The sequence below is a fragment of the Aquabacterium sp. genome (genome assembly GCF_041915145.1).
Taxonomy (GTDB): Bacteria; Pseudomonadota; Gammaproteobacteria; order Burkholderiales; family Burkholderiaceae_C; genus Aquabacterium.
Genome location: NZ_JAYSBZ010000001.1, coordinates 1 through 23,878 on the forward strand (window position 1 = coordinate 1; position 23,878 = coordinate 23,878).

21 protein-coding genes are annotated in these 23,878 nt (G+C 66.6%); 11 read left to right on the forward strand and 10 right to left on the reverse strand.

What is annotated here, in order from left to right:
- The 3 genes from ACE3SS_RS00005 to ACE3SS_RS00015 all read left to right on the forward strand — a co-directional run.
- A partial coding sequence (locus ACE3SS_RS00005) for an acyl-CoA dehydrogenase C-terminal domain-containing protein (protein ID WP_374589990.1) occupies nt 1–228 on the forward strand: 228 nt, incomplete at its 5' end.
- Between the two features lie 63 nt (nt 229–291).
- The gene (locus ACE3SS_RS00010) at nt 292–609 is read left to right on the forward strand and encodes a Dabb family protein (RefSeq protein WP_374589992.1); all 318 of its coding nucleotides are present in this window, start codon (nt 292–294) and stop codon (nt 607–609) included.
- Nucleotides 606–962, forward strand: a complete 357-nt coding sequence (locus tag ACE3SS_RS00015) for a DUF1304 domain-containing protein (RefSeq protein WP_374589994.1) — start codon at nt 606–608, stop codon at nt 960–962. The genes ACE3SS_RS00010 and ACE3SS_RS00015 overlap by 4 nt, the downstream gene beginning before the upstream one ends.
- 7 nt (nt 963–969) lie before the next feature.
- On the opposite strand, the gene ACE3SS_RS00020 is transcribed toward ACE3SS_RS00015, so the two are convergent.
- Genes ACE3SS_RS00020 through ACE3SS_RS00045 form a run of 6 tightly spaced genes read right to left on the reverse strand, consistent with a single transcriptional unit; the run spans nt 970 to nt 6,644 of the window.
- Complete coding sequence (locus ACE3SS_RS00020) at nt 970–1,470, reverse strand: hydrogenase maturation protease (RefSeq protein WP_374589996.1); 501 nt, start codon at nt 1,468–1,470, stop codon at nt 970–972.
- Nucleotides 1,467–2,966: a Ni/Fe hydrogenase subunit alpha gene (locus ACE3SS_RS00025; RefSeq protein WP_374589998.1), complete on the reverse strand. Its 1,500-nt coding sequence runs from the start codon at nt 2,964–2,966 to the stop codon at nt 1,467–1,469. The genes ACE3SS_RS00020 and ACE3SS_RS00025 overlap by 4 nt, the downstream gene beginning before the upstream one ends.
- 7 nt (nt 2,967–2,973) lie before the next feature.
- Nucleotides 2,974–3,516: an NADP oxidoreductase gene (locus tag ACE3SS_RS00030; RefSeq protein WP_374590000.1), complete on the reverse strand. Its 543-nt coding sequence runs from the start codon at nt 3,514–3,516 to the stop codon at nt 2,974–2,976.
- 2 nt (nt 3,517–3,518) lie between these two features.
- Nucleotides 3,519–4,229, reverse strand: a complete 711-nt coding sequence (locus ACE3SS_RS00035; RefSeq protein WP_374590002.1) for a 2Fe-2S iron-sulfur cluster-binding protein — start codon at nt 4,227–4,229, stop codon at nt 3,519–3,521.
- Nucleotides 4,230–4,249: 20 nt separating this feature from the next.
- Nucleotides 4,250–6,052 (reverse strand): NAD(P)H-dependent oxidoreductase subunit E, encoded by a 1,803-nt coding sequence (locus ACE3SS_RS00040; protein WP_374590004.1) that lies wholly within the window; start codon nt 6,050–6,052, stop codon nt 4,250–4,252.
- A gap of 43 nt (nt 6,053–6,095) precedes the next feature.
- On the reverse strand, nt 6,096–6,644 hold the full coding sequence (locus tag ACE3SS_RS00045; RefSeq protein WP_374590006.1) for a hemerythrin domain-containing protein: 549 nt from the start codon (nt 6,642–6,644) through the stop codon (nt 6,096–6,098).
- Between the two features lie 145 nt (nt 6,645–6,789).
- Between ACE3SS_RS00045 and imuA the strand changes: the two genes are divergently transcribed.
- From imuA to ACE3SS_RS00060, 3 genes are read left to right on the forward strand one after another with little or no spacing between them, the layout of a single operon-like run.
- Nucleotides 6,790–7,650: a translesion DNA synthesis-associated protein ImuA gene (gene imuA, locus ACE3SS_RS00050; RefSeq protein WP_374590008.1), complete on the forward strand. Its 861-nt coding sequence runs from the start codon at nt 6,790–6,792 to the stop codon at nt 7,648–7,650.
- The gene (locus ACE3SS_RS00055) at nt 7,616–9,088 is read left to right on the forward strand and encodes a DNA polymerase Y family protein (protein ID WP_374590010.1); all 1,473 of its coding nucleotides are present in this window, start codon (nt 7,616–7,618) and stop codon (nt 9,086–9,088) included. The genes imuA and ACE3SS_RS00055 overlap by 35 nt, the downstream gene beginning before the upstream one ends.
- Nucleotides 9,081–12,401, forward strand: a complete 3,321-nt coding sequence (locus ACE3SS_RS00060) for an error-prone DNA polymerase (protein ID WP_374590012.1) — start codon at nt 9,081–9,083, stop codon at nt 12,399–12,401. Before ACE3SS_RS00055 ends, ACE3SS_RS00060 begins: the two co-directional genes overlap by 8 nt.
- 24 nt (nt 12,402–12,425) lie before the next feature.
- Here the strand turns inward: ACE3SS_RS00060 and ACE3SS_RS00065 are convergent, their stop codons facing one another.
- Nucleotides 12,426–14,735, reverse strand: a complete 2,310-nt coding sequence (locus tag ACE3SS_RS00065) for a sensor histidine kinase (protein WP_374590014.1) — start codon at nt 14,733–14,735, stop codon at nt 12,426–12,428.
- Between the two features lie 22 nt (nt 14,736–14,757).
- A complete protein-coding gene (locus ACE3SS_RS00070; protein WP_374590016.1) occupies nt 14,758–15,516 on the reverse strand; it encodes a LuxR C-terminal-related transcriptional regulator in 759 nt (252 codons plus the stop codon).
- A gap of 236 nt (nt 15,517–15,752) precedes the next feature.
- Here ACE3SS_RS00070 and surE point away from each other — a divergent pair, with 236 nt between their 5' ends.
- From surE to rlmD, 5 genes are all read left to right on the forward strand, one after another.
- Nucleotides 15,753–16,502, forward strand: a complete 750-nt coding sequence (surE, locus tag ACE3SS_RS00075; RefSeq protein ID WP_374590018.1) for a 5'/3'-nucleotidase SurE — start codon at nt 15,753–15,755, stop codon at nt 16,500–16,502.
- A 16-nt stretch (nt 16,503–16,518) separates the two neighbouring features.
- On the forward strand, nt 16,519–17,454 hold the full coding sequence (locus ACE3SS_RS00080; RefSeq protein WP_374590020.1) for a protein-L-isoaspartate(D-aspartate) O-methyltransferase: 936 nt from the start codon (nt 16,519–16,521) through the stop codon (nt 17,452–17,454).
- A gap of 67 nt (nt 17,455–17,521) precedes the next feature.
- A complete protein-coding gene (locus tag ACE3SS_RS00085; protein WP_374590022.1) occupies nt 17,522–18,424 on the forward strand; it encodes a peptidoglycan DD-metalloendopeptidase family protein in 903 nt (300 codons plus the stop codon).
- A 25-nt stretch (nt 18,425–18,449) separates the two neighbouring features.
- On the forward strand, nt 18,450–19,427 hold the full coding sequence (gene rpoS, locus ACE3SS_RS00090) for an RNA polymerase sigma factor RpoS (RefSeq protein WP_374590024.1): 978 nt from the start codon (nt 18,450–18,452) through the stop codon (nt 19,425–19,427).
- A gap of 50 nt (nt 19,428–19,477) precedes the next feature.
- Nucleotides 19,478–20,926: a 23S rRNA (uracil(1939)-C(5))-methyltransferase RlmD gene (gene rlmD / locus ACE3SS_RS00095; protein ID WP_374590026.1), complete on the forward strand. Its 1,449-nt coding sequence runs from the start codon at nt 19,478–19,480 to the stop codon at nt 20,924–20,926.
- 69 nt (nt 20,927–20,995) lie between these two features.
- On the opposite strand, the gene ACE3SS_RS00100 is transcribed toward rlmD, so the two are convergent.
- Both ACE3SS_RS00100 and ACE3SS_RS00105 read right to left on the reverse strand, forming a co-directional pair.
- Nucleotides 20,996–21,946, reverse strand: coding sequence for a C1 family peptidase (locus tag ACE3SS_RS00100; RefSeq protein WP_374590028.1), 951 nt, complete (start codon nt 21,944–21,946; stop codon nt 20,996–20,998).
- A gap of 114 nt (nt 21,947–22,060) precedes the next feature.
- A complete protein-coding gene (locus ACE3SS_RS00105; protein ID WP_374590030.1) occupies nt 22,061–23,719 on the reverse strand; it encodes a PhoH family protein in 1,659 nt (552 codons plus the stop codon).
- Nucleotides 23,720–23,878 lie beyond the last annotated feature (159 nt).

Below are 23,878 nucleotides of genomic sequence, written 5' to 3' on the forward strand. Positions count from 1 at the left end.
GCCAACGCCACGCCGTATCTGCAAGCCTTCGGGCACACCGTGCTGGCCTGGATCTGGCTGGAGCAAGCCGTGGCGGCGTCGCAAGGCGAGCCGACGGCGCTCAAGCAGGGCAAGTTGTCGGCGGCGCGTTATTTCTTTCGCTACGAGCTGCCTAAGATCGAGCCCTGGCTGGCGGTGGTGTCCACCCGCGACGACACCTGCCTGAACATGTCGCCAGATTGGTTCTGAGCAGAAGAGCCACGTTGCTGCAACCGGCGACGACATCCATCAACTGACCAAAAAAACACCTACATGATTCGCCATATCGTGATCTGGTCCATGCACCAGCCAACAGACGCTCCGCGCTTCAAGGCGCTGCTCGAAACCTGCGCCGGCATCGTGCCCGGCATCATCGAGTTCGACGTGGGCATTCGCACCGACGGGCTCGAAGCCAATGCCGACGTGGTGCTGGTGTCCACCTTCGAGAGCCAGGCCGTGCTCGACGCCTACCAGGTGCACCCGCATCACAAAGGGGTGCTCGGCCAACTCGGCCCGCTGCGCAGCGCGCGGCATGTGGTGGACTATTTCGTGGACAACGTCGGCGCCTGCATCCAAGGATCTTGCTCATGAATCTCGCAGCGAACGTGCTGATCGGTCTGGTCGCGGCCTTGCACGCCTACTTTCTGGTGCTTGAAATGTTCTTGTGGGACAAGCCCGCCGGCCGCAAGGCCTTTGGCTTGAAGCAGGACTTCGCGACCGCAACCAAGGTGCTCGCCGCCAACCAGGGCTTGTACAACGGCTTTCTGGCCGCCGGCCTGGTGTGGGGGTTGCTGCAGGGCGATGCCGGGCGGCCCGACAAGGTTTTCTTTCTGGGCTGCGTGATCGTGGCCGGGGTGTTCGGTGCCGCCACGGCCAGCCGCAAGATTCTGTTCATTCAGGCGCTGCCGGCCGCGGCGGCGCTGGCGGCCGTGTTGCTGGCCTGAGCCGCGACTAGCGAATCTGGCGGGTCTGGTCGTCCACCCACGCCTGCAGCCGTGTCCAGGCGGCTTCCAGGCGCTCGCGTCCGGCGGCCGAGAGCGCGGCGCCCAACTCGAAGCCATCCGCCACCACGGCCAGCAATTCGGCCGGGGGCGGCGTGGCCCGCATGTGCGCCCGAAACAGTCCGAGCAGATCGGTCGGGCTCACGCGGTGACTCGTCACCACCGGAGCGAGCGCCGGCTCGAGCGTGATCAGCGAGACCGGCTCGGCGCCTTGTGCGGCCGCGTCGAGAAACAAGGCAGCCTGACGCCCGACCAGATCGAGCACGTGCTCCACCACCAATTGCTGCTCCGCGATCACCTCGACCTGCGCTTGCGCCGGCCAGCCTCGCCGCGCCAGCTCGGCTTGCAGCCGCTCGCCCAGCAGCGGGCCGATGGCGTCGTCGCCCCGGCTGGGGTTGCCAATGGCGAAGACGACGATGGGCGCAATGCCCGAGGCCGTGGGGGCGGTCATTCGACGGCGGGGCGTTCGATGCGACCGTCTTCGTGCTTGAACAGCAGGTCGAGCGGGCGCTCGTGCTCGTCTACCAGCTCGACTCGCAGCGGCATCTTGCCCACGGCGTGCGTGGCGCACGACAGACAGGGGTCGTAGGCGCGAATGGCCACCTCGATGCGGTTGAGCAGACCTTCAGTCAGCTCGCGGCCATCGAAATACTGGGCCGCCACACTGCGCACGGCCTCGTTCATCGCGTGGTTGTTGTGCGTGGTCGAGACGATCAGGTTGGCGTGGCTGATGAGGTCGTTTTCACCGATGCGGTAGTGGTGAATCAGCGTGCCGCGTGGCGCCTCGATGATGCCCACGCCTTCGCGTAGCGGCTCGCCGGAGGCCATCAGATCGGTGCCGGTGATGTCGGGGTCGTGCAGCAGGCGCTCAATGCTCTCGGCGCAGTGCAGCATGTCGATCATGCGGGCCCAGTGCTGGGCGAGCGACGCGCCCACCGGCTTGCCGCCGCCCCAGGCGACGAAGGCCTGCCGGGCGGCTTCGGCGCGCGGGGTGTCGAAAAAGCTGGCGTTGTTGACGCGCGCCAGCGGCCCGACGCGATACCAGCCGTGCTCGGGGCCCAGCGCGCGCAGGTGCGGGAACTTCATGTACGTCCACGGCTTGACTTCTTCGACGATCAGCGACGCGTAGCTCGCGTTGGCTTCGTGGTCGAACACGATCTGCCCGTTGGCGTCTTTCACGCGCAGCCCGCCGTCATACAAGTCGCCCGCGCCGTCCGGGCGCACCAGCGACATGAAGAGCGACGGGAAGTTGGCGAACGCCCCTTGCTCGTCGATCTTGGCCAGAAATACGTCGCGGGCCAGGTCGAGCGCGGCGGCGCACCAGTCGATGATCTGGCCGATCTCGGCACGCAGCGCATCGCGGTCGGCCACGCTGAGCGCGCGGTTGAAGCCACCGGGCACCGAGCCCGTGCCGTGCACGCGCTTGCCGGTGAGGGTGCGGATCACCTCTTGCCCGTACTTGCGGATCTTGATGCCCTGCAGGCCCAGCTCGCGGTGGTCTTGCAGCACGCCGACGATGTTGCGGTGGGGCACGGCATCGTCAAACCCGAACAGCAGGTCGGGCGAGGCGAGGTGGAAGAAATGCAGCGCGTTCGACTGCAGCACCTGCGCCACGTGCAGCAGGCGGCGCAGCTTTTCGGCGGTGGGCGTGATGCGGTTGGAGCCGATGACGAACGGGTCGCACGCCTTGCTGGCCGCCAGCAGGTGGCTGACGGGGCAGATGCCGCACAGGCGCTGCACGAGCGTCGGCACCTCCCAGTAGGGCCGGCCCTGGATGAAGCGCTCGAAGCCGCGAAACTCGACGATGTGCAGGCGCGCCTGCTTCACGCGGCGCTGGGCATCGAGCAGCAGGGTGACCTTGCCGTGGCCTTCGACCCGGCTCACGGGCTCGATCACCACGCGCTGCAGGCCGTCGGTGGAGGCTGCGGTTTCGAGATGCTGGTTCATGGCGGGGTCAGTCAAAGTGCCGGGCCTCGCGCGGCAGCGTGGCGGCGCGGTGTTCGAGTTGGGCCACGATCAGCTCGCGGAACGCGGCAGCGGGTGGCGGGCAGCCGGCCAGCGTCACGTCGATGGCCACCACCTCGTGCAGCGGCAGCACGTTCTTGAGCAATGGCGGCAACTCGGGGTCGCAGGGCACCTGCGGGTTGAGCAGGTCGGCGCCCAGGTAGGCCTCGTGGACCAGCTCGGCCACCGGGATGCCGTTGCGCAGCGCGGGCACGCCGCCGTACATCGCGCAGGCGCCCACGGCCACCAGCAGCGTGCAGCGGGCGCGGAATTCGCGCAGCACCTCGACGTTCTCGCGGTTGCACACGCCGCCTTCGATGAGGCCGATGTCCACGTGCTCGCTGCAATGTTTGATGTCGGTGAGCGGGCTGCGGTCGAACTCGATGTGCTCGATCAAATCGGCCAGGGCCTCGTCCACATCGAGGAAGGACATGTGGCAGCCGAAGCAGCCGGCCAGCGAGCAGGTGGCGATGCGGAGTTTCGGGTGCGCCATGGTCAAGTCTCGTGCGGCTGCTCGCCAATATCGGCGTGGTCAAAGGCGCGCTGGCCGATGGGCGTCTTGAAGCCCACGCGCTTGACCATCAGGGCGCCCACCGGGCAGACCGACATGGCGCGGTCGGTGGCGGCGATGGCGCTGTCTTTCAACTGGCCGCTCGGGCTGTTGATGATGAGCTCGGTCTGGAGGCCGCGTCCGGCCATGGCGAACACGCTCTTGCCATCGACGTCGCGGCTGGCGCGCACGCACAACTCGCACAGCACGCAGCGGCTGCGGTCCAGAAAGACGTCGGGGTGCGAGGCATCGACCTCATGCCGCGGGTAGACGTGCACGAAGTGCGTGTCCTGCATGCCGAAGTGGTAGCCCAGTGCCTGCAGGTGGCAGTCGCCGCTCTTTTCGCAGAACGGGCAGTGGTGGTTGCCTTCAACGAACAGCATCTGGATGAGCCGTTTGCGCTCGGCGTTCAGCTCGGGTGTTTCAGACTCGACCACCAGCCCCGCGCTGGCCGGCCAGGTGCACGAGGCGGCATGCCGCCCGTTGATCTTGACGCTGCAGACCTTGCAGCTGCCGATGGGCGAGAAGTCAGGGTGGTGGCACAGGTGCGGCACGTAGACGCCCGCTGCCTGCGCCGCCTGCATCACGGTCTGACCGGGCTCGAAGGGCACCGCGCGGCCATCGAGCGTGAAGGTGGGGCGGGTGGCGTCGCTCATTGGATCGCTCGTTGCATCGTTCATGAGATGGCTTTCATGTCGACCACGGCGGCGTCGAGGTCGAAGGCCTGGGCATCGTCCACCAGACGGCGCTGCACTTGATCGGGGAAGTGCGCCAGCACGTCGAGCAGCGGGTTGGCGGCAGTCTGGCCCAGGCCGCAGTGGCTCATGGCGTGCATCAGATGGCCGGTTTCGAGCAGGCGGTCTACATCGCGCTGGCTGGCGTGGCCGCGCACCAGGCGGTCGGCGGTTTCGACCAACTGGCCGCAGCCCACGCGGCAGGGCGTGCAGAAACCGCACGATTCATTGGCGAAGAAGTGCGTGTACTGACGCGCCACGTCGAGCAGGTCGCGGCTGGTGTTGAACACCGTGAAGGCGCCGCCGGTGGGCAGGTCTTCGAAGCTGATCTGGCGCTGCAACTGGCTGGCGTCGATCAGCTTGCCCGAGGGGCCGCCGACGAGCACGGCTTGCACGTCCGCCTGGGTTGCATCCACGCCAGCCCAGTCCAGCACCTGCGCCACGGTCACGCCCCAGGGCACCTCGTAGAGACCGGGCCGGGCCACGTCGCCCGAGACGCTCAAGATGCGCGTGCCACGCGAGTGCTCGGTGCCGTGCTGCGCGAACCACTCGGCGCCGTGCAGGGCGATCTGCGCCACTTGCACGAAGGTCTCGACGTTGTTGTTGACGGTGGGCTGGTTGAGATAACCGCGATCGACCGGGAAGGGCGGGCGCGAGCGGGGGATGCCGCGTTTGCCTTCGACCGACTCGATCAGCGCGGTTTCTTCGCCGCACACGTAAGCGCCCGCGCCGAGGTGGATCTCGATGTCGAAGGCCTGGCCGCTGCTCAACACGTTGTCTCCCAGCAATTGGGCGGCGCGGCGCGCGGCCAGCACGGCTTGCAGCGCGGGCTCGATGAAGGCGTACTCGCCACGCAGATACAAGAAGCCTTGCGCGGCGCCCACCGTAAGCGCGGCGATGGTCATGCCTTCGAACACCTCGTGCGCCCAGTGCATCAGCAGCATGCGGTCTTTGAAGGTTCCGGGCTCGCCTTCGTCGGCATTGCAGGTGATGGCACGCGGGCCGGGGGCGTTGCGACAGGCCTGCCATTTCTGCCAGGTGGCAAAGCCGGCGCCGCCACGGCCACGCAGGCCTGCATCGCGCAAGGTCTGCAGCATCGTTTCGGGGCCACCAGTCAAAGCCGCGCGCAAGGCGGCTCCCGGCGCGATGGGGTGGCTCAGCGTGGCCCCGGTGCGCCAGATCGGGTTGTGGATGGCAAACCAGTCGGCGGGCCATTGCGCCAGCGGCACGTCGGCGTCGATGAGTTGCGCCATCTGGCGAGCCCGCTCGGGCGTCAGGCGGGTGAGGGGCTGGCCGTTGACGAGCCCTGCCGGCCCCTGGTCGCACAGCCCGGTGCACGAGGTGCGGTGCAGCGACACGCGGCCATCGGCGCGCGTCTGGCCTTCTTGCACGCCGAGCGACTGGCACAGCGCCTCGATCACGGCCTCGTTGCCCTGCATGCGGTCGGTGGGGCTGTCGCTGATGTAGATCGTGAACGCGCCGCGCGGCTCGAAACTGAGGAAGTGATAGAAGCTCACCACGCTGCGCACGGCGGTCAGCGGCAAGGCCCAGGCTTGGGCGATGGTGCTGATGGCGGCGGGTGGCACGTGACCATGCTCTTGCTGCACCTGCCGCAGCACTTGCAGCAGCGAGCGGGGGCCGGCCTGGTAGAGCGGCAGCAGACGCTCGACCCATGCTTGCACGGTTGCATCGCTTGGCGCGTCGGGTTGGAGCGGGCTGACAAGAGTGGGCGGCGAGACGGTCATCGGCTAATCGGGCGGGCGAGACGGCAGCCGTGGCGGGCTGGGATCAGGCTGAGCCAAAGGGCACGCCGCGTCGTTGCGCCATGGCCTGCCCGAGTTGCGTCAGCTCGTCGGGTGTCAACATGGCTTCGCCGGGGTCGTACACCTCGCGCTCTTCCAGCTCGATATGTTGCGCGTAGAGCGCGACGAATTCGTGAACCTGAGCAGGCTGGTAGGCCGTGGCGTCGCCCTCGGTCAGCTGCAGCAGCGCCACGCGCAGGGCGGCCCAGGCCTGCTCCATGCGGCGGTGGTCGCGCTCCAGCTGTTCGATGCCGGCCAGCACGCCCGCGTAGCCCGGGGCGGCGGTGTGGGCGCGCAGCAGCGGAAAGAGGTTGTCTTCTTCGTCGGCATGGTGGTGCACGCCGGCGATGTCGAAGTAGCGCAGCACGGCCTGGGCGGCCTGGCGGGCCTGTTCGTCCGCGCCGTGTTGAGCCAGGTGTGCTTCCAGTCGTTGCAGCGTCTTGCACTGGCGTTGAATGCGTTCGTGGCAGGCGCGCAGCACGGCCAGTGGCTGGTCGAACCCCGCCGCGGGGCTGCTGTTGAGAAGGCTGTTCATGCAACGCAGCATAGCGAACCCGGTGCCTCGCCGGTTTGATGAGCCTCGTGGCGGGGCGGATACCGGGGCGGTTACATAAAACCTCCCCGCGCGGCCGGCATCCCCGTATACTGTACATAAATACAGTATCTGTGCGGCGCCTCGCATGAATGCCTTCACCACCATCCAACGCACCCTGGTTCAACAAGCCTTGACGCAACTGCCTCACGAGGTCGCTTCAGCCTTGTGGCGAGGCGATCAATTGCAGGCCGGGCATGCCGCAGGCTCGGCCGTCGTGTGCTCGAGCGGGTTTGCCGCGCTCGACGCCGAGCTGCCGGGCGGTGGCTGGCCCACACGGGTCGTCACCGAGATTCTGCAGCCGCACGACAGCTGGCTCGAATGGCGCCTGTTGCTGCCGGCCTTGCAGCGCTGCGTGGCTCACCATCAGATCAGACGCGGTCGCCCGCTGATCCTGTTGGGGCCGCCGTGGCCGCCGCATCTGCCGGGGTTGGTGCAGGCCGGGCTCGACGCGCGTGACGTGATCTGGGTGCGCAGCCAGGGGCCGCGCTTGCTGTGGGCGGCCGAGCAGGTGATCAAGGCCGAAGGCGCCGGCGCGGTGCTGGCCTGGTTGCCACACGCGCGGCCCGACCATCTGCGGCGTTTGCAAACGATGGCGCAGGCCTGCTCGGCGCCGGTGTTCGTGTTTCGCCCGGCCAGCGCGCAAGCCGAATCGTCGGCCGCACCGTTGCGGGTGTTGCTGAGCCTGGGGCAGGCAGCGGGGCCGGCGGCCTTGCAGGTGCAGATCCTCAAGCGGCGCGGGCCCACGCATGCCGAGCCATTGGCGCTCACGGCCTGGCCCTTGGGTCTGGCGGATCTGGTGCGTTTGCCATCCGTGTCCGCAGAACTCGCTGCACCTGACGGCGTGGCGTCGGTTGGCGGCAGTCGGCGCCCGGTCGAAAAGGTGTCGGCTCAACCTCCAGCGGTGCCTGCTCATGCTGTGGCTGTCGATCTTTCCATGGTCAGCTGACGAGGTCGCTGCAGGGGGCGGTGGAGCGGCGCGTGAGGCCGACCTGGCCACACGCTGTCTGCCGCTGGCCTGGTGGGCCTTGCAATTCACGCCGCGGGTGGCTTGCGTCGAGGGGGCGGTGCTGCTGGAGGTCGCCGCCAGCCTGCGCCTGTTCGGCGGGGCAAATGCCTTGCGCCACACCCTGCTGCATCAGCGCGAGCGCGGTTGGGCGCCAGCGTTCGAGGCGCTGGCCTGGGCGCCTACTGGCTTGGCGGCGCTGGCCTGGTCGCGCCACATCCGGGCGCAGTCGGCCGTGCGAGGAGAGGGTGCCGCGCAGCCTGCCCCGGTGTGCGACGACGCAACCGAGCGGCCCCTGGCTGATCAACTCGATGCGCTGCCCTTGCACACGCTCAGTGCCGTCGCGGCGCACCGCCCGATGCTGGAGCGGCTGGGCTGCCGAACCCTGGGCGAGGTGCGACGCTTGCCGCGAGCCGGGCTGGCCCGGCGTTTTGGCAGCGAACTCTTGCAGGCGCTCGACCAAGCCTATGGCCTGCAGCCCGAGGCCTACACCTGGGTGACCTTGCCCGACGTGTTTGATGAGCGGCTCGAATTGCCCTGGCGGGTCGACTCGGCCCCGGCCCTGATGACGGGGGCCGACGTGTTGCTGCGCCGCTTGCAAGCCTGGCTGATGGCCCGCCATGCCGGTGTGCGCGCCGTGGTGCTGCGCTGGCAGCACGACTTTGGCGCCCGGTCCGCCGGGGCCGGGGGCGAGTTGACGGTGCGTACGGCGCAGCCGGCTCAGCAGGTCGATCACCTGGCGCGGCTGCTCGCCGAGCATCTGGCGCAGACCACCTTGCTCGCGCCGGTCGGCGAGCTGGCCTTGCAGGCGGTCGACATCGAGCCTTTGCCGCCCAGCGTCTGGTCACTCTTGCCGCCCGACGTTTCGGCCTGGTCCGCCACCGACGAGGCCGGCGCCCGGGCCTGGCAAACCGTGGCCGAGCGGCTCAGCGTGCGGCTGGGGGCGGCGCAGGTGCTGCGCCCCATGCTGCAAGACGACCACCGCCCCGGCCACCTGCAGCGCTGGGAGCCGGTCTGCGCCGAGCAGTTGGCTGGCGTGACCGCGCCGATGCGGGTAGCCGAGCCTCGTGCCCCTTACGGACCGCACTGCCCGGCTGACCACACACCGCAGCCGTGCTGGCTGCTCGACGAGCCGCAACCCCTGAGCGTGCATCAAGACCGGCCGCACTACCAAGGCCCGCTGCGCTTGCTGGCCGGGCCGCACCGGGTTGAGAGCGGCTGGTGGGACGTGGCCGAATCGGGCGGCGCTCCCGGTGCTTTGGGCGCTTCGGGTGGCAGCATGGCGCGCGACTACTTCGTGGCCGCGTCCCCCCGGGCCGGGCTGCTGTGGATCTTTCGCAGCCACGCCTGCGGCTGGTTCTTGCACGGCATCTATGGCTGATGACATCACCCCAGCGGGCTTGCCGGGCTACGCCGAGCTGCACTGCCTGTCGAGCTTCAGCTTCCAGCGCGGGGCTTCGCAGCCGGCCGAGTTGGTGGAGCGCGCGGCCGAGCTCGGCTACGAGGCCATCGCGATCACCGACGAATGCTCGCTGGCCGGCGTGGTGCGGGCGCATGCCCGGCTCAAACAGCTGAAGGCCGAGCGAGACCAGGCCCGGGCGGCCCGGCACGACCCGACCGGCTACGCCGCCGATACCGGCCGGGCTCCGGTTGCCGAGGCCGGGGGCCCGGCCTTGCCACGTCTCATCGTGGGCAGCGAATTCGTGATCGACCTGTCGGCGGTGCTGGACGAGGAAGGCGACGCGGACGATGCCGGTGACCGCGCCGGACCGAATGTCTTCAACGATTGGCGTCTCGTGCTGCTGGCGCGCAACCGCGCCGGCTATGCGCAGCTCAGTCGTCTCATCACCCAACTTCGGCGGCAGGGCGAGAAGGGCCGCTATCGCCTGACTGCAGAACACATTGCTCAGGCTGAGTCCTTGCCCGATTGCGCCGCGCTGCTGGTGCCGGCGCGGGCCGCGTCTGACGAGGCGCTGCAACGCGGCGTGGCCTGGGCGCGCTCGCTCTTTGGCGGGCGCTTGTGGCTGGCGGTCGAGCAATTGCTGTCCCTGGACGACGCGGCTTGGTTGCGGCGGCTGCGGCTCGTCAGCCGGCACCTGGGCGTGCCCCTGGTGGCGGCCGGCGACGTGCAGATGCACCTGCGCTCGCGCAAGCCCTTGCACGACGTGCTCACTGCGATCCGTCTCGGGCGCCCGGTGTCGGTGTGCGGCCGTGCCTTGCAGCCGCACGCCGAGCGGCACCTGCGTTCGCGCCTGCGGCTGGCTCGGCTCTACCCCCCCGACTTGCTTGCCGCCACGCTCGACGTAGCCCGGTCATGCCAGTTCAGCCTGGATGAGCTGCGCTACGAATATCCCGATGAGGTCGTGCCGCCGGGTCACAGCGCCGGCTCGTATCTGCGGCAGGTGACAACCGAGGGCTTGCAGCGGCGCTATCCCCTTGGTGTGCCACCGACGGTGGTGCGGCAAGTCGAGCATGAGTTGAGCCTGATTGCCGAGCTCGGTTTCGAAAAATACTTCCTCACCGTCTACGACATCGTCCGCTTTGCGCGCGACGAGGCCGGCATCCTCTGCCAGGGGCGCGGCTCGGCGGCCAACTCGGCCGTGTGCTACTGCCTGGGCATCACCGAGGTCGACCCGTCATGCAGCAACCTGCTGTTCGAGCGCTTCATCAGCCGCGAGCGCAACGAGCCGCCCGACATCGATGTCGATTTCGAGCACCAGCGTCGCGAAGAGGTGATCCAGTACCTCTACAACAAATACGGCCGCGACCGCACCGCGCTGGCCGCCACCGTCATCACCTACCGCACCCGCAGCGCCGTGCGCGACGTGGGCAAGGCGCTGGGTTTCGGGCTGGACGTGGTCGATGCCATGGCCAAGAGCCACCAGTGGTGGGAAAGCCGCGAGGCGCTGGCCGAGCGTTGCGCGGAGCTGGGGCTCGACCCCGACGACCCGCGCGTCCAGCATTGGCTGGCCCTGACCGGGCAGATCATCGGCTTCCCGCGCCACCTCAGTCAGCACGTGGGCGGTTTCGTCATCGCCAAGGGCCTGCTCAGCGAACTGGTGCCGATCGAGAACGCGGCCATGCCCGAACGCACCGTGATCCAGTGGGACAAGGACGACCTCGAATCGCTGTGCCTGATGAAGGTCGACGTGCTGGCCCTGGGCATGCTCAGCGCCATCCGGCGCGCGCTCGACCTGATCGGCCAGCGGCGCGGTCAAGCGTTTCGCATGCAGGACGTGCCGCGCGAAGACCCGGCCACCTACGCCATGATCTGCCGCGCCGACACCATCGGCGTCTTCCAGATCGAAAGCCGCGCGCAGATGAGCATGCTGCCCCGCCTGCAGCCGCGGGCGTTTTATGACCTCGTGGTGCAGGTTGCCATCGTGCGGCCCGGGCCCATCGAGGGCGGCATGGTTCACCCCTATCTGCAAAGCCGCGAGGCGCAACGGCGCGACCCGGGCTGGCAGCCGCGCTACCCCCGGGTACTGCGCCGCGCGCTCTGCCGCACGCTGGGCGTGCCGATCTTTCAAGAGCAGGTGATGCAGATCGTGATCGACGGCGCGGGCTTCACGCCCGGCGAGGCCGACCAGTTGCGCCGCGCCATGGCCGCCTGGAAGCGCAAGGGCGGGCTCGGCCCGTTCGAGCATCGCATCGTCGAAGGGCTGGCCTTGAGCACGGGCGATCGCGTTTTTGCCGAGAACATTTTCAAAATGATCAAAGGTTTCGGCGAGTACGGCTTCCCGGAGTCGCACGCCGCCAGCTTTGCGTGGCTGGCCTACGTGAGCGCGTGGCTCAAGCGACACGAACCAGCGGCCTTTCTGGCGGGGCTGCTCAACTCGCTGCCGATGGGCTTTTATTCGGCCAGCCAACTGGTGCAGGACGCCCGGCGCCACGGCGTCGAGGTGCGGCCGGTCGATGTGTCGCACAGCCACGAGCACAGCAGCCTGGAAGAAAACCTCGGCGACGAGTCGGGCACGCCTGGGGCGCAGCCCGCGGTGCGCCTGGGGCTGGACCACATCGCCGGCTTGGGCGCGGCGGCCTCGGCGCGCATCGTGGCCGCGCGCCGTGAGCGGGCTTTCGACGGCACCGATGATCTGGCCCGCCGCGCCCGGCTCGATGCCGCCACGCTGCGCACGCTGGCCGCTGCCGATGCGCTGGCCAGCCTCGCGGGGCACCGTCGCCAGCAGGTCTGGCAGGCGGCGGCCTGGCAGGCGCCACCGGCCTTGCTGCACGAGGCGCCGGTGCACGAGGCGGGTTTGTTGCTGCCCCCCGCGCCCGAGGGCGAGGAGATCGTTTTCGACGTGGCCGCCACCCGCCTCACGCTGCGGCGCCATCCGCTCGCCTTGCTGCGCCCGCGTCTGGCGCGGCATCGCCTGCAGCCGGCCGAGGTGCTGCACACCTATCCGAATGGTCGCCTGGCCCGCGCCTGCGGCATCGTCACCATGCGCCAGCAGCCCCAAACGGCCAAGGGCACGATCTTTCTGTCGCTCGAAGACGAAACCGGCTCGGTCAACGTGATCGTCTGGCCCTCGCTGCGCGATCGGCAGCGCTCGGTGCTGTTGCAGGCGCGGTTGATGGCGGTGTTCGGCATCTGGCAAAGCCAGGGCGGGGTGAGCCATCTGGTGGCCCGGCATTTGGTTGATTTGAGCTCAGCGCTGGGCCGGCTGGGCACGAGTAGCCGGGACTTTCGCTAAGCGGCTCGGCCACTCGAAACAAGCTCAGCGCATGTTTTCGTTGCACTTCGAGAGCCGGGGCACATGCACACGGCAGACGATGCCCTTGGGTTCGTTGCCGAGCCACTCCACCACGCCGCCGAGTTGCTTGACGCGCTTGCGCACGCCCCCCAGGCCCAGGCCGTGCGGCCAGTTCTCGGGCGTGCTGCCATTGCCGTTGTCCGCCACGCTCAGGTTCAACTGGTCGTTGAACAGCGCGATATCCACCGCCACCCGGCTGGCGCGGGCGTGGGCAATGGTGTTGCTGACCAGCTCGCGCAAGATGCGCGTCATGGCCGACCACTGCACCATCGTCAGCTCGATGTCCTGATCGAACTCGAGGTGCCATTGCAGGTCGCAATGCGCCAACGCCAGGCGCTGGCTCAGGTCGGCCTTCCACTCGCCGGCGGCGTCAGACAGCCGATGGTTCTGCGCCGCCAGGCCGCGGGTGAGCGTCTTCAGGTCTTGCAGCGTGTGCCGGATGTAGTCTTCGATGTCCGGGTTGGGAGCCTGGTACATCAGCGTCAGCAACCGTGCGCCGATGTCGTCGTGCAAATCCTGGGCGATGCGGGTGCGCTCTTCGCTGCGGCCTTGCTCGACGGCCCGGTCGAACGCGACGGCGCGGTGCAATTGCTCGACGATGCGGTCGGTGAGGCGGGCGTCCTCGGAGGTGAACAGATGCTGCCCCTTGCGGGCGTGCCTCACCAGCAGCGAACGGATGTTGGCTTCGCCCGGCTGCATCTCGCCCAGCAACGGAACCGGCACCACCAGCCCCGCGCCGTTGCTGACGACACGCGAGCTCAAGACGGCATCGCGCAACTGCACCACCTCCAGCGGCTCGAACAACTCGCGCAACAGCCGCGTCACCAAGGCGGGCGAGCGCTGCGGCTTGGCTTCGAGCTCGCGGGCCATGCGGTACAGCCGCTCGAACAGCCGCTCCATCGTCAACTTGCTGTTGCCCAGCAAGTGGCTCAGGATCCATTGCCGCGCCACCAGGTAGACCCCCAGCGACAAGAACAAGGACAGCGTCATCGAGGTGAACGGGCCCAGCGAGAACACCGCCACGAACAGCAAGTCGAGCGACGTGGCGACCGTGCTGGTGGCAGCCAGCAGCGAGAACTCCCGCAGGATCTGCTGCGAGCGCGACAGATACGGCACCAGCAGCAGCAGCGAGGCCAGAAAGACGTACCAGATCATCGAGCCGATCGACGCAACGTTGACGCGCAAGTCGGGTCGATTGAGCGACGCGGCCAGGGCGCAGGTCAGCAGCAGCCACGACCCCAGTGTGATGATGCCGAAGCGCCGCAGCACCAGCCGAAAGGGGTGGGGCGCCCGGCGATTGGCGAGAGAAATCAGCAGCAGTGCGGCCGCGCCCAACGCCGCGCAGCCGACCTGCACCCACCACCAGGCATGCGGCACGAGCCGTACATAGCAGGCCCAGGCGATTGCCAGCGCCGCCAGCCAGCCCAGCGCTGACCACAGGCGATGCATCGGTGCGCGTGTCGGGTGCATCGCGGCAATTTGCAACATGGCGGCGGCTGTGACGAGGTCGAAGCAGCCGCGCGCAACCCAGTCCCAAGACGGAAACGCCCGAGGCATGGCGACACCCAGGCTGGCTTCCAGCGCAATGAACAACAGATTTCCGCATTGAGCCAGCGCCATCAGCGCATAAGCCAGATTCACCGCGCCCGGCCCCGCGAGGATCACCACCATCGCAACCAGATACAGCACCAGCGCCAGCGAACACAGCACCCAGTACACCAGCGGCAGGTCGGCCAGGCCACGAGCAGCGGGCGTTACGCGAACCTGCGAGCCGTCGGTGAATTTCAGCGTGAGACCGGTCTCGCTGCCGCCAGCGGCAAACGGTCGCGACAGGGCTGCACGGGCCCGGTAGTAGCGCTCGCGCTGCAGGTCGTCGTCGATCCAGCGTGACGAGCGCTCGAAGATCACTGAATCGACCGGGATGATGTGGCCGCCGGCGCCGATCACTTCTTCGACGGTGCGCCCCTCGAATGGTCGCAGCGCGAGGTTGTCGGTGGCGCCGACCTGGATGCGTCCTTCGTGCGACAACACCCAATGGGCATGCAGATGAGTCTGCCGGGTCAGCCAGAGAGTCTGGCCGAACAGCCCCAGGCACCCCGCCAACACGGCGACCACCAGCAGGCGCAACCGCCAGCCGATCCAGCGCGGCAGGTGCGCGCCGTCTTTCAGGATGTCGTCGAGCGAGCGGGGCGTCGGCTCGGCGTCGCGCGCGTCGCTCGCCCGAGCTTGCGGTGCGCCGGTGGTGCCCGAGTCGGGGCAGGTGGCGGACGCCATCTTGACGGGCCCCGCCCGATCCTCAGACCAGGCCTTGCTTGCTGGCCAGCACGGCGGCTTCGGCGCGGCTGGATACGTTGAGCTTCTTGTAGATCGACTTGATGTGATCGTTCACCGTGAACCACTTGATGCCCATCAGGTTGGCGATCTCCTTGATCGTGAACCCCTTGCTCAAGTAGGTCAGCACCTCGTTCTCGCGCGGGGTGAGGCGTTCGTGATCGGGAGCCTGGCGCTCGATGGGCGCGGGGCGGCTGTGCTGAAAGTCGGGAGCCTGGTAGCCCGATGTCTGGAACCCGGAGTTCTGGAAGCCACGCTCGCCATGCGCCGGGTCGCCTTGCCGAAAATGCGTCAGCAGACGCCGCGCAATGGCTGGCGACAACGGGGGTTGCCCACGCACGATCTTCTGCAGCTCTTCAACGAGCACCTCGAAGCGGTCTTCCTTGAGCAAATAGCCATCGGCACCGCACTGCAGCGCCGGAAAGAGATGCTCGTCGTCCGAATACAGCGTGGTCACGATGCGCGTGGCAGGGTAGGCGGCCAGCTCGCTCAGCAATTCGAGACCGCTGCCGTCGGGTAGCTCGAGATCGACCAGCACGAGCTTGAAACCGTCGGGCGTGGCCGAGGCGCGCTGACCGGCTCGATGCCCCAACAGATGGCGCGCTGCTTCGAGATCGCCGGCCTCGACGATGCCGGAGACATCGCTGAAGCTCTCACGAACCACTCGGCTCAAAAAGCCCCGCGCCACCGGGTTGTCTTCGACGATAAGTACTTTGACGCCCATAGGTCGCTTGCCTTGCCGCGATCGGATGGGCCGAAGCGCATCGATGCAGCCACGAAAATGATAGAGATTTGTTCGATGGTTACAGCTGCGAGCGATTATCCACGTTCGCTTCTGCATAACCAGCGATGCGCCTCGCCGTGGCGGACGGCCCGCTCATGCAGGGGGTGTGCCGATGCAATGCCATTGCATCCGCATACGACGACCGACGGATGAGGGGACTGCCTACAATGCACGCCATGCGTATCCTGGTTGCCAACGATGACGGCTATCTGGCCCCTGGCCTGCAAGCGCTGGTGCGCGCCTGCGAAGGCTTGGGCGAGATCGATGTTTTTGCACCCGAGCAGAATGCCAGCGGCACATCGAACTCGCTCACGCTCAACCGACCACTGAGTCTGTACACGGCGGCCAACGGCTTCCGCTACATCAATGGCACGCCTTCCGACTCGGTTCACCTCGCGCTCACGGGTCTCCTGCCTGTCAAGCCCGATCTGGTGGTGTCCGGCATCAACAACGGGGCCAACATGGGCGACGACACGGTGTATTCGGGCACCGTGGCCGCCGCCATGGAAGGCTATCTGTTTGGCGTGTCCGCGATCGCGTTTTCCTTGACCGAGAAGGGGTGGCCGCATCTCGATGAGGCTGCCGCCGTGGCGCGGCGCGTGATCCAGCAAGCCATCGAACGTCCACCGACCGCGGGGCCTTGGCTGCTCAACGTGAACATCCCGGCGCGCGTTGGTGTCAGTCGGGCTCCTTGGGTCGTGACGCGTCTGGGGCGCCGGCATGCCAGCGAGCCGGTGATCGCGCAGACCAATCCGCGCGGCGAGCCCATCTACTGGATCGGCGCGGCCGGCGATGCCCGCGAAGCCGGAGAAGGCACCGATTTCCATGCCGTGGCGCAAGGCCATGTCTCCATCACTCCGCTGCAGGTCGACTTGACGCACCACGCTGCGTTGCCCGCTATGCGGCAATGGGCGTCCGGCGCCTGAGCCACAACAGTCCGGCATGAGCAGCCAAGATTCCCCCAAGGGCCGACGCGGCGGGCAATTTCCGCTGCGGCTCGATCAGGTGTCGGCGCCCGCGGCGCGTCGACTGGTCGATCCGGATCAGGTCGTGCCGCCAGGGGTGGTTGGCCGCAAGGCAGCTCCGGTTGGCGCGGCAGCCTCATCCAGACTCGTGACGCCTCCGGCGCATCAGCCCATGCTGCGGCCGCAAAGGCCGGTATCCGAAGCTGCCCGCGATCAGCGGCTGGTGCACAGCCCGTCTGGTCTGGGGCTCGACTCGGCCGGCGTGCGTCGTCGCATGGTCGAGCGATTGCAGCAAGGCGGCGTGCAAGATCCTCGCGTGCTGATGGCCATGGACGCGGTGGAACGTCACGCCTTTGTCGATACGGCGCTGGCTGGCCAGGCATACGAAGACACCAGCCTGCCGATCGGGTTGGGGCAGACCATCTCGAAGCCGTCGTCGGTTGCGCGCATGATCGAGCTGCTCTGCCAGCGCCCGAACGCGGCGGCCGAATCGCCGACTCCGCTTGGGCGGGTGCTCGAAATCGGCACCGGCTGTGGTTATCAGGCCGCAGTGCTGGCTCGTTTGGCCAAGCAGGTCATTTCGATCGAGCGGCTGAAGCCCTTGCATGAGAAGGCCCGTCACCACTTGCGAGCGCTGCACGCACACAATCTGCGACTGGTGTACGGTGATGGCATGCTGGGGCATGGGCCAAATGCGCCTTACGACTGCATCATCGCGGCGGCGGGCGGGCAAAACCTGCCGCAGTCCTGGCTCGACCAACTGGCTCCCTGCGGACGCTTGGTCGCGCCGATCGAAGATGCCCGCGGTGGCGGGCAAAGCCTGTTGATCGTCGATCGATTGGTCAGCGGGGAGTTGGTGCACAGCACCCAGGAAGCGGTACATTTCGTCCCCCTAAAATCTGGAGTCGTCTGAAACGCGCTGAAGCTGTCCGAGCGCGAGTTCGGCGTTCCATTCGCTGCTCAAGCAGCCGAAGTCATTCATGAACATGCAACTAGTTTCACGCCCCTCGTACTCTGCGCTTGTCTGCCGCACCACGGTTTGGGGCTCGACGCTTGCGCTGCTGATGCTGGCTGGTTGTGCCACGCGCACGCATCAGGCACCCGTCGAAGACCGAGGCGGCGCCTCGTCGTCTGAGGCCAGTTCCAGTGCAGCGGCCAAGCCGCTGCCGGGCACCGAGAACGCCGGCAAGCCGGGCTACTACACGGTGAAGCAGGGCGACACGCTCATCCGCATCAGCCTGGAGTCGGGGCAGAACTGGCGCGACCTCGTCAAGTGGAACAATCTTGATAACCCGAACCTCATCGAGGTGGGGCAGGTGCTGCGCGTGGCGCCGCCCGGCGTCGAGGCGCCTTCCGCCGTGGCCGCCAAACCGGTTGCCACGGCAAAGGTGGATGCGCGGCCGTTGGAGAGCAAGCCACTGCCCCCGGCTTCCGCGACCTCGACACCCGCGCCGGCGGCGGTTGCGTCTTCCGGTACTTCGGCGGCGTCCGGCGCCGCAGCCAAGGATGGAGACGACGACATCGCCTGGGCTTGGCCGGCCGGCGGTTCGGTGGTCGGTGCGTTCGATGACGTGCGCCACAAAGGAATCTCGGTGGGCGGCAAGGCCGGTGACCCGGTCGTGGCTGCCGCAGATGGTCGCGTGGTCTATGCCGGATCGGGCTTGCGCGGCTACGGCAATCTCATCATCATCAAGCACAACGCGACGTATCTCAGTGCCTATGCTCACAACCAGGTCTTGCTGGTCAAGGAAGACCAGGCCGTTCGTCGCGGCCAGAAGATTGCCGAGATGGGTTCGACCGAGGCAGACCGGGTCGAACTGCACTTCGAGATCCGGCGCCAGGGGCGGCCGATCGATCCCATGAAACTGTTGCCGGCCAAGTAGCCGGGATCGCGTCGGGAGATTCATCATGGCCAGAAAAAGCTTGACTCCCGATGCAACGTCCAACCGAGCCGCGCAGATCGATCAAAGCGGCGCGCCGCGGACGGTGAGTCTCGATGACCCCGGCTCGGCGAGTTCGGCGCTTGACGCCCTGGATGGCGAGGCTCTCGACACCCTTCAGCTGTATTTGCGCGAAATTCGCCGCGTCGAATTGCTCGCCCCGGACGAAGAATTTGCCACCGCCGTGCGGGTTCAGGCCGGCGACTTCCAGGCGCGGCAGCTCATGATCGAGCGCAACCTCCGACTGGTGGTGAGCATCGCTCGACACTACCTGGGGCGAGGGCTGGCGCTGGTTGACCTGATCGAAGAAGGCAACCTGGGCCTCATGCACGCCATCGTCAAATTCGAGCCCGGTCGCGGGTTTCGCTTCTCGACCTACGCATCGTGGTGGATCAGGCAAGCCATCGACCGGGCCATTTCGCATCAGGCGCGCCTGATCCGACTGCCGGTGCACGTGGTGCGGGAGCTCAATCAGGTGTTGCGCGCCCTGCGCACTCTGGAGGCCAATGCAGCCTTTGAAGGCCAGCCAGGTGGCGTGCCGATCGAGTGGGTGGCGCAATCGGTGGGCATGAGCGTGCAGCACGTCTCCGGCCTGCTGAAATTCGCCGAGTGGCCGACTTCGCTCGACGAGCCCCTCGAACGCGACAGCGTTGAAACTTTCCTGGATCTCGTCGCCGATACGCAGGCGCAAGACCCGGCGGGCGTGACGTTGCATCACGAGCTGGAGCGGCATCTCGTGCTGGGGCTGGGTGAGCTGAGCGAGCGAGAACGCGAAGTCGTGGCCGGTCGCTTCGGACTCGACGAGCGGGAGCCCGAGACGCTGGAGATCCTGGCCGAGCGGCTGGGCTTGACTCGCGAGCGCATTCGCCAGATCCAGCAAGAAGCGCTGCACAAGCTCAAGCGGCGCATGCTCAACCAAGGCATCGATCGCGATTCGGTGTTTTGATAGCCGGCATGGTCGCTGGGTGGGGCGGCCCGACCTGAGACAATTCGGCCATGAGTTCCGAACAGTTCGCCCATCCTTCAAACGCTTCCCCCATCGACTCATCGTCTGCCGCGTTCAACGAGCCGAGTGCTGCCGTCGTCAACAAGATCCCCGTTGATTCGCAAGCATGGTTGACCGTCGAGTCGCTCGATCTTGAGGCGCAGGGCGTGGCCCACCGCGCAGACGGCAAGGTTGTTTTCATTGACGGTGCCTTGCCAGGCGAGCAAGTGCGGGTGCATGTCAACCGCAAAAAGAACAACTGGGAGCAGGCCACCATGACCGAGCGTCTGCGCGACAGCTCGCAGCGTGTGGTGCCGGGGTGCCGCTATTTCGGCCTGTGCGGCGGCTGCGCCATGCAGCACTTCCATGCGGCCGCGCAGCTCGCGGTGAAGCAGCGCACGCTCGAAGACAACCTCTGGCACCTCGGCAAGGTCAAGCCCGAGATGGTGTTGCGCCCCATCGAAGGGCCGTCCTGGGGCTATCGTTTCCGGGCACGCCTGTCGGTGCGCTATGTGCCCAAGAAGGGCAAGGTGCTGATCGGCTTCCATGAACGCAAGTCTCGCTACGTGGCGGACATGGAAAGCTGCGAGATCCTGCCCAGGCACGTGTCTGGCCTGATGATGCCCTTGCGCGATCTGATCGCCGGCATGGACCAACGCGACCGCCTGCCGCAAATCGAGTTGGCCATCGGCGAAGACGTGACCGCGCTGGTGCTGCGTCATTTGGAGCCCTTGTCGGCCCCCGATCTGCAGCGCTTGCGCGCCTTTGGCCAGGCCCACGCCGTTCAGTGGTGGCTGCAGCCCAAGGGGCCCGACACCGTGCATCGGCTCGACGATGGCCCCGACCTGTTGCGTTACACCTTGCCCGAGTTCGGCGTCACCATGCCGTTCAAGCCCACCGATTTCACCCAGGTCAACCACCAGATCAACCGCGTGATGGTGTCGCGCGCCTTGAGTCTGCTCGACGTGCAGCCGCACGAGCGCGTGATCGACTGGTTCTGCGGCCTGGGCAATTTCACCTTGCCATTGGCCACCAAGGCCCGCGAGGTGCTGGGCATCGAAGGCAGCGAGGCGCTGGTGGCGCGCTCGCGGGAAAACGCGGCCTTCAACCAGTTGCAGGACAAGACCCGCTTCGAGGCGCGCAATCTGTTCGAGATGGAGGCCGCCGATCTTGTGTGCTACGGCGTGGCGGCCAAATGGTTGGTCGATCCGCCGCGCGAAGGGGCCTTCGCCTTGGTGAAGGCATTGGCTGACGTGCACCAGAATGCGTCGAGCTGGCCTGACTACACCCCTCCTCGGCGCATCGTCTACGTGAGCTGCAACCCCGCTACGCTGGCGCGCGACGCAGGTCTGCTGGTTCATCAAGCCGGCTATCGATGCGTGGCGGCCGGGGTCATCAACATGTTCCCGCACACGGCGCACGTCGAGAGCATCGGGGTGTTCGAGCGGGACGCCGTTTGATCCGATTGGGGCTGCTCTGCAAGGAAAAAGCCGAGGTGAGTGCCTCGGCTTTTTTGTTGGTTGGCGAGATCAAGCCTCGATCAGACGAATGGTCCAGAAGTCGTCGGACAGTCCTTCCTCGGTCAAGTAGGCGTAGGGCATGTAGAAGTAGCCCTTGTCCTGGTTCTTCGCCCCCCAGGAGTTGCGCACGATGAAGACCTGTTTTGCGTCGTCATAGCCAACGGCCAACACCGCGTGGCCTCCCAGCAATTGGTCTTTTGGACCAGGCAGCAGCACCGTGTTGAGCGGCTTGCCGTCGGCGCCATACAAGTTCTCGTACACCGAGAAGCCGAACACGAACGGGTAGCCCTCGGCCAGCACGCCCCGGAAAGCATTCAGTGTGCGCGGCAAGCGCTGGTACGAAATGGCCTGGTATTTGGCGGCCTCGGTGTAGGCGGCAGCAGACGGTTTTTGTGCCGGCTTGGCACCCGTGGGCCAGGGGCCGCCGTCCGACAGGGCGGGGGTGTCGTCATAGGCCCAAAGTGATTCGGGAGGCACGCCCAGCTTGGCTACTTGCTTGATGCCGTCGCGAATCTGTGCGCCAGAATCGGTCGTGATCGATCCTTCGACCGCCCGCTCGTTGTAATAGACGAACAAGCGAGACGGCACGAAGTCCGGCTTTTGCTTGTTCTTGCTGCGATCGAATTGAATGGCTGCTGCGATTGCGTTGGCGGTGCAACTGCCGATGCGCCCCTGATCGTAGACCGGCGGAAGTTTTGCTCGCAAATCGACCTTGGCTGGCAGTTTCTTCAGGACGGCCGGAATGGCGGCGTAGATGTGGTCGCGATGATCGGGGATGTCGGGGGTCCAGCCGAATCGGGCGATCTGACGCTGTGTCGACGCCTTCGGTGTCGTCTTCTTTGCCTTGCGGGTCACGGCCTTCTTGGCCGGGGTCTTGTTGCCTGCAGCTGCCATGGTCTTGCGCTCCTGTGTCGATGCGTGATTGATGACCGTTGCAGCGTAGACCGGCCCCGCAAGCACAGCAAGACGGCACCCCTAGGTTGTCAGAAACAAGCGACCCCGCCAGGCAAGCGCACAGGCGGGGTCGATGAGGGGGCTGCGGCAAAGGCGCCGGCAGACTGTTCAGTCCAGGCTCTACAGCACCTCGGAGGCAAAGTCTGCCAAGCGTGAGCGCTCCCCGCGCGCCAGCGTCACATGTCCGCTGTGCGGCCAACCCTTGAACCGGTCGACCGCATAGGTCAGCCCCGAGCTCCCTTCTGTGAGGTAGGGTGTATCGATCTGCGCCAAGTTGCCCAGGCAAACGATCTTGGTGCCCGGCCCAGCCCGTGTGATCAGCGTCTTCATCTGCTTGGGCGTGAGGTTCTGCGCCTCGTCGATCAGCACGAATTTGTTCAAGAAGGTGCGGCCCCGCATGAAGTTCATGCTCTTGATCTTCACCTTCGACCGCACGAGCTCTTGCGTGGCTGCGCGGCCCCACTCGCCCGCGCCGGAATCGGTGCGCGCCAGCACCTCGAGGTTGTCATCCAGCGCGCCCATCCAGGGCGACATTTTTTCTTCTTCAGTGCCGGGCAGGTAACCGATGTCTTCGCCCACCGGCACGGTTACGCGCGTCACGATGACTTCGGTGTAACGCCGGTCGTCAAGGATCTGCGACAGCGCCGACGCCAGCGACATCAACGTCTTGCCCGTACCGGCCGTGCCGGTGAGGGTGACGAAGTCGCACTCCGGGTCCATCAGCAGATTGAGGGCGAAGTTCTGCTCGCGGTTGCGCGCGGTCACGCCCCACACGGCATTCTTCTGGTGCGAGTAGTCCTTCAAGGTCTTGAGGACGGCGGTCTTGCCCGTGATCTCGGTCACCTTGGCGTACAGCGGCGCCACGCCTGGGCTTTCAAGGTAGACAAATTGGTTGACCAGCAGCGATGGCACCAGCGGCCCGCTGATGCGGTAGAACGTGGAGCCGCCTTGCTGCCAGCTTTCCATCGTCTTGCCATGACGATCCCAGAAGTCGCCCGGCAGCGGTAGCACGCCGGTGTAGAGCAGGTCGCCGTCCTCAAGCGTCTTGTCGTTGAAATAGTCTTCGGCGGGCAGGCCCAATGCGCGGGCCTTGATGCGCATGTTGATGTCTTTCGACACCAGCACCACGTCGCGATCTTTGTGCTGATCGCGCAGCGACTGCACGACCCCGAGGATCTGGTTGTCAGCCTTGCCCTGCGGCAGCCCGACGGGCAGTTGAACGTTGAGCAGCGTGGTCTGGAAGAACAACTTGCCCAGCGCCTCGCGATGTCCGGTCTTGGCCAGCGCGATGCCTTCGCCCGAGCCAAGCGAGCTGTTGACAGCCAGCGCGTCGAGCTCGCGGCTGACCTGGCGGGCGTTGCGCGCCACCTCGGTCATGCCCTTCTTGTGGTTGTCGAGCTCCTCGAGCGTGATCATCGGCAGGTAGACGTCGTGTTCGTCGAAACGAAACAACGACATCGGGTCGTGCATCAGCACGTTGGTATCCAGCACGAAGATCTTGGGTGGCCCGACATGACGAGGTTTGCGTTCGCGTGTGGCTTTGGTCGCGACTTTGGGGGCGTCGCTCACCACTGATGCGACCGGGGGCCGCACTTTCTTGACGGCCTGCGCGGCAGCGGCAACCGGAGCAGCGGGTTCAAGCAACTCGAGCAGCGCCGGCGCGGCCGGCGGCTCAGATTTTTGCGTCGAGCCTTTGCGAGGACGAGGGGCCGCCTGGTTTTCGTAGTCTTGCGGGCTGAGGATGGATGCGCGCTTGGCAGGGGGCTTGGGCAGAGGCATGTTTGAACGTCAGCAGGCTTTGAAAAGCAAAAAGCCGCTCGGGCAACCGAAGCGGCTTTTTGGTGGGGACTCATTGAGTTCGCTCAAGAGCATGTGTGCATTATGCATACACAACTCACCAGATGCGGTGCGGCAAACTCGCGTCGTGAAAAAGGTACA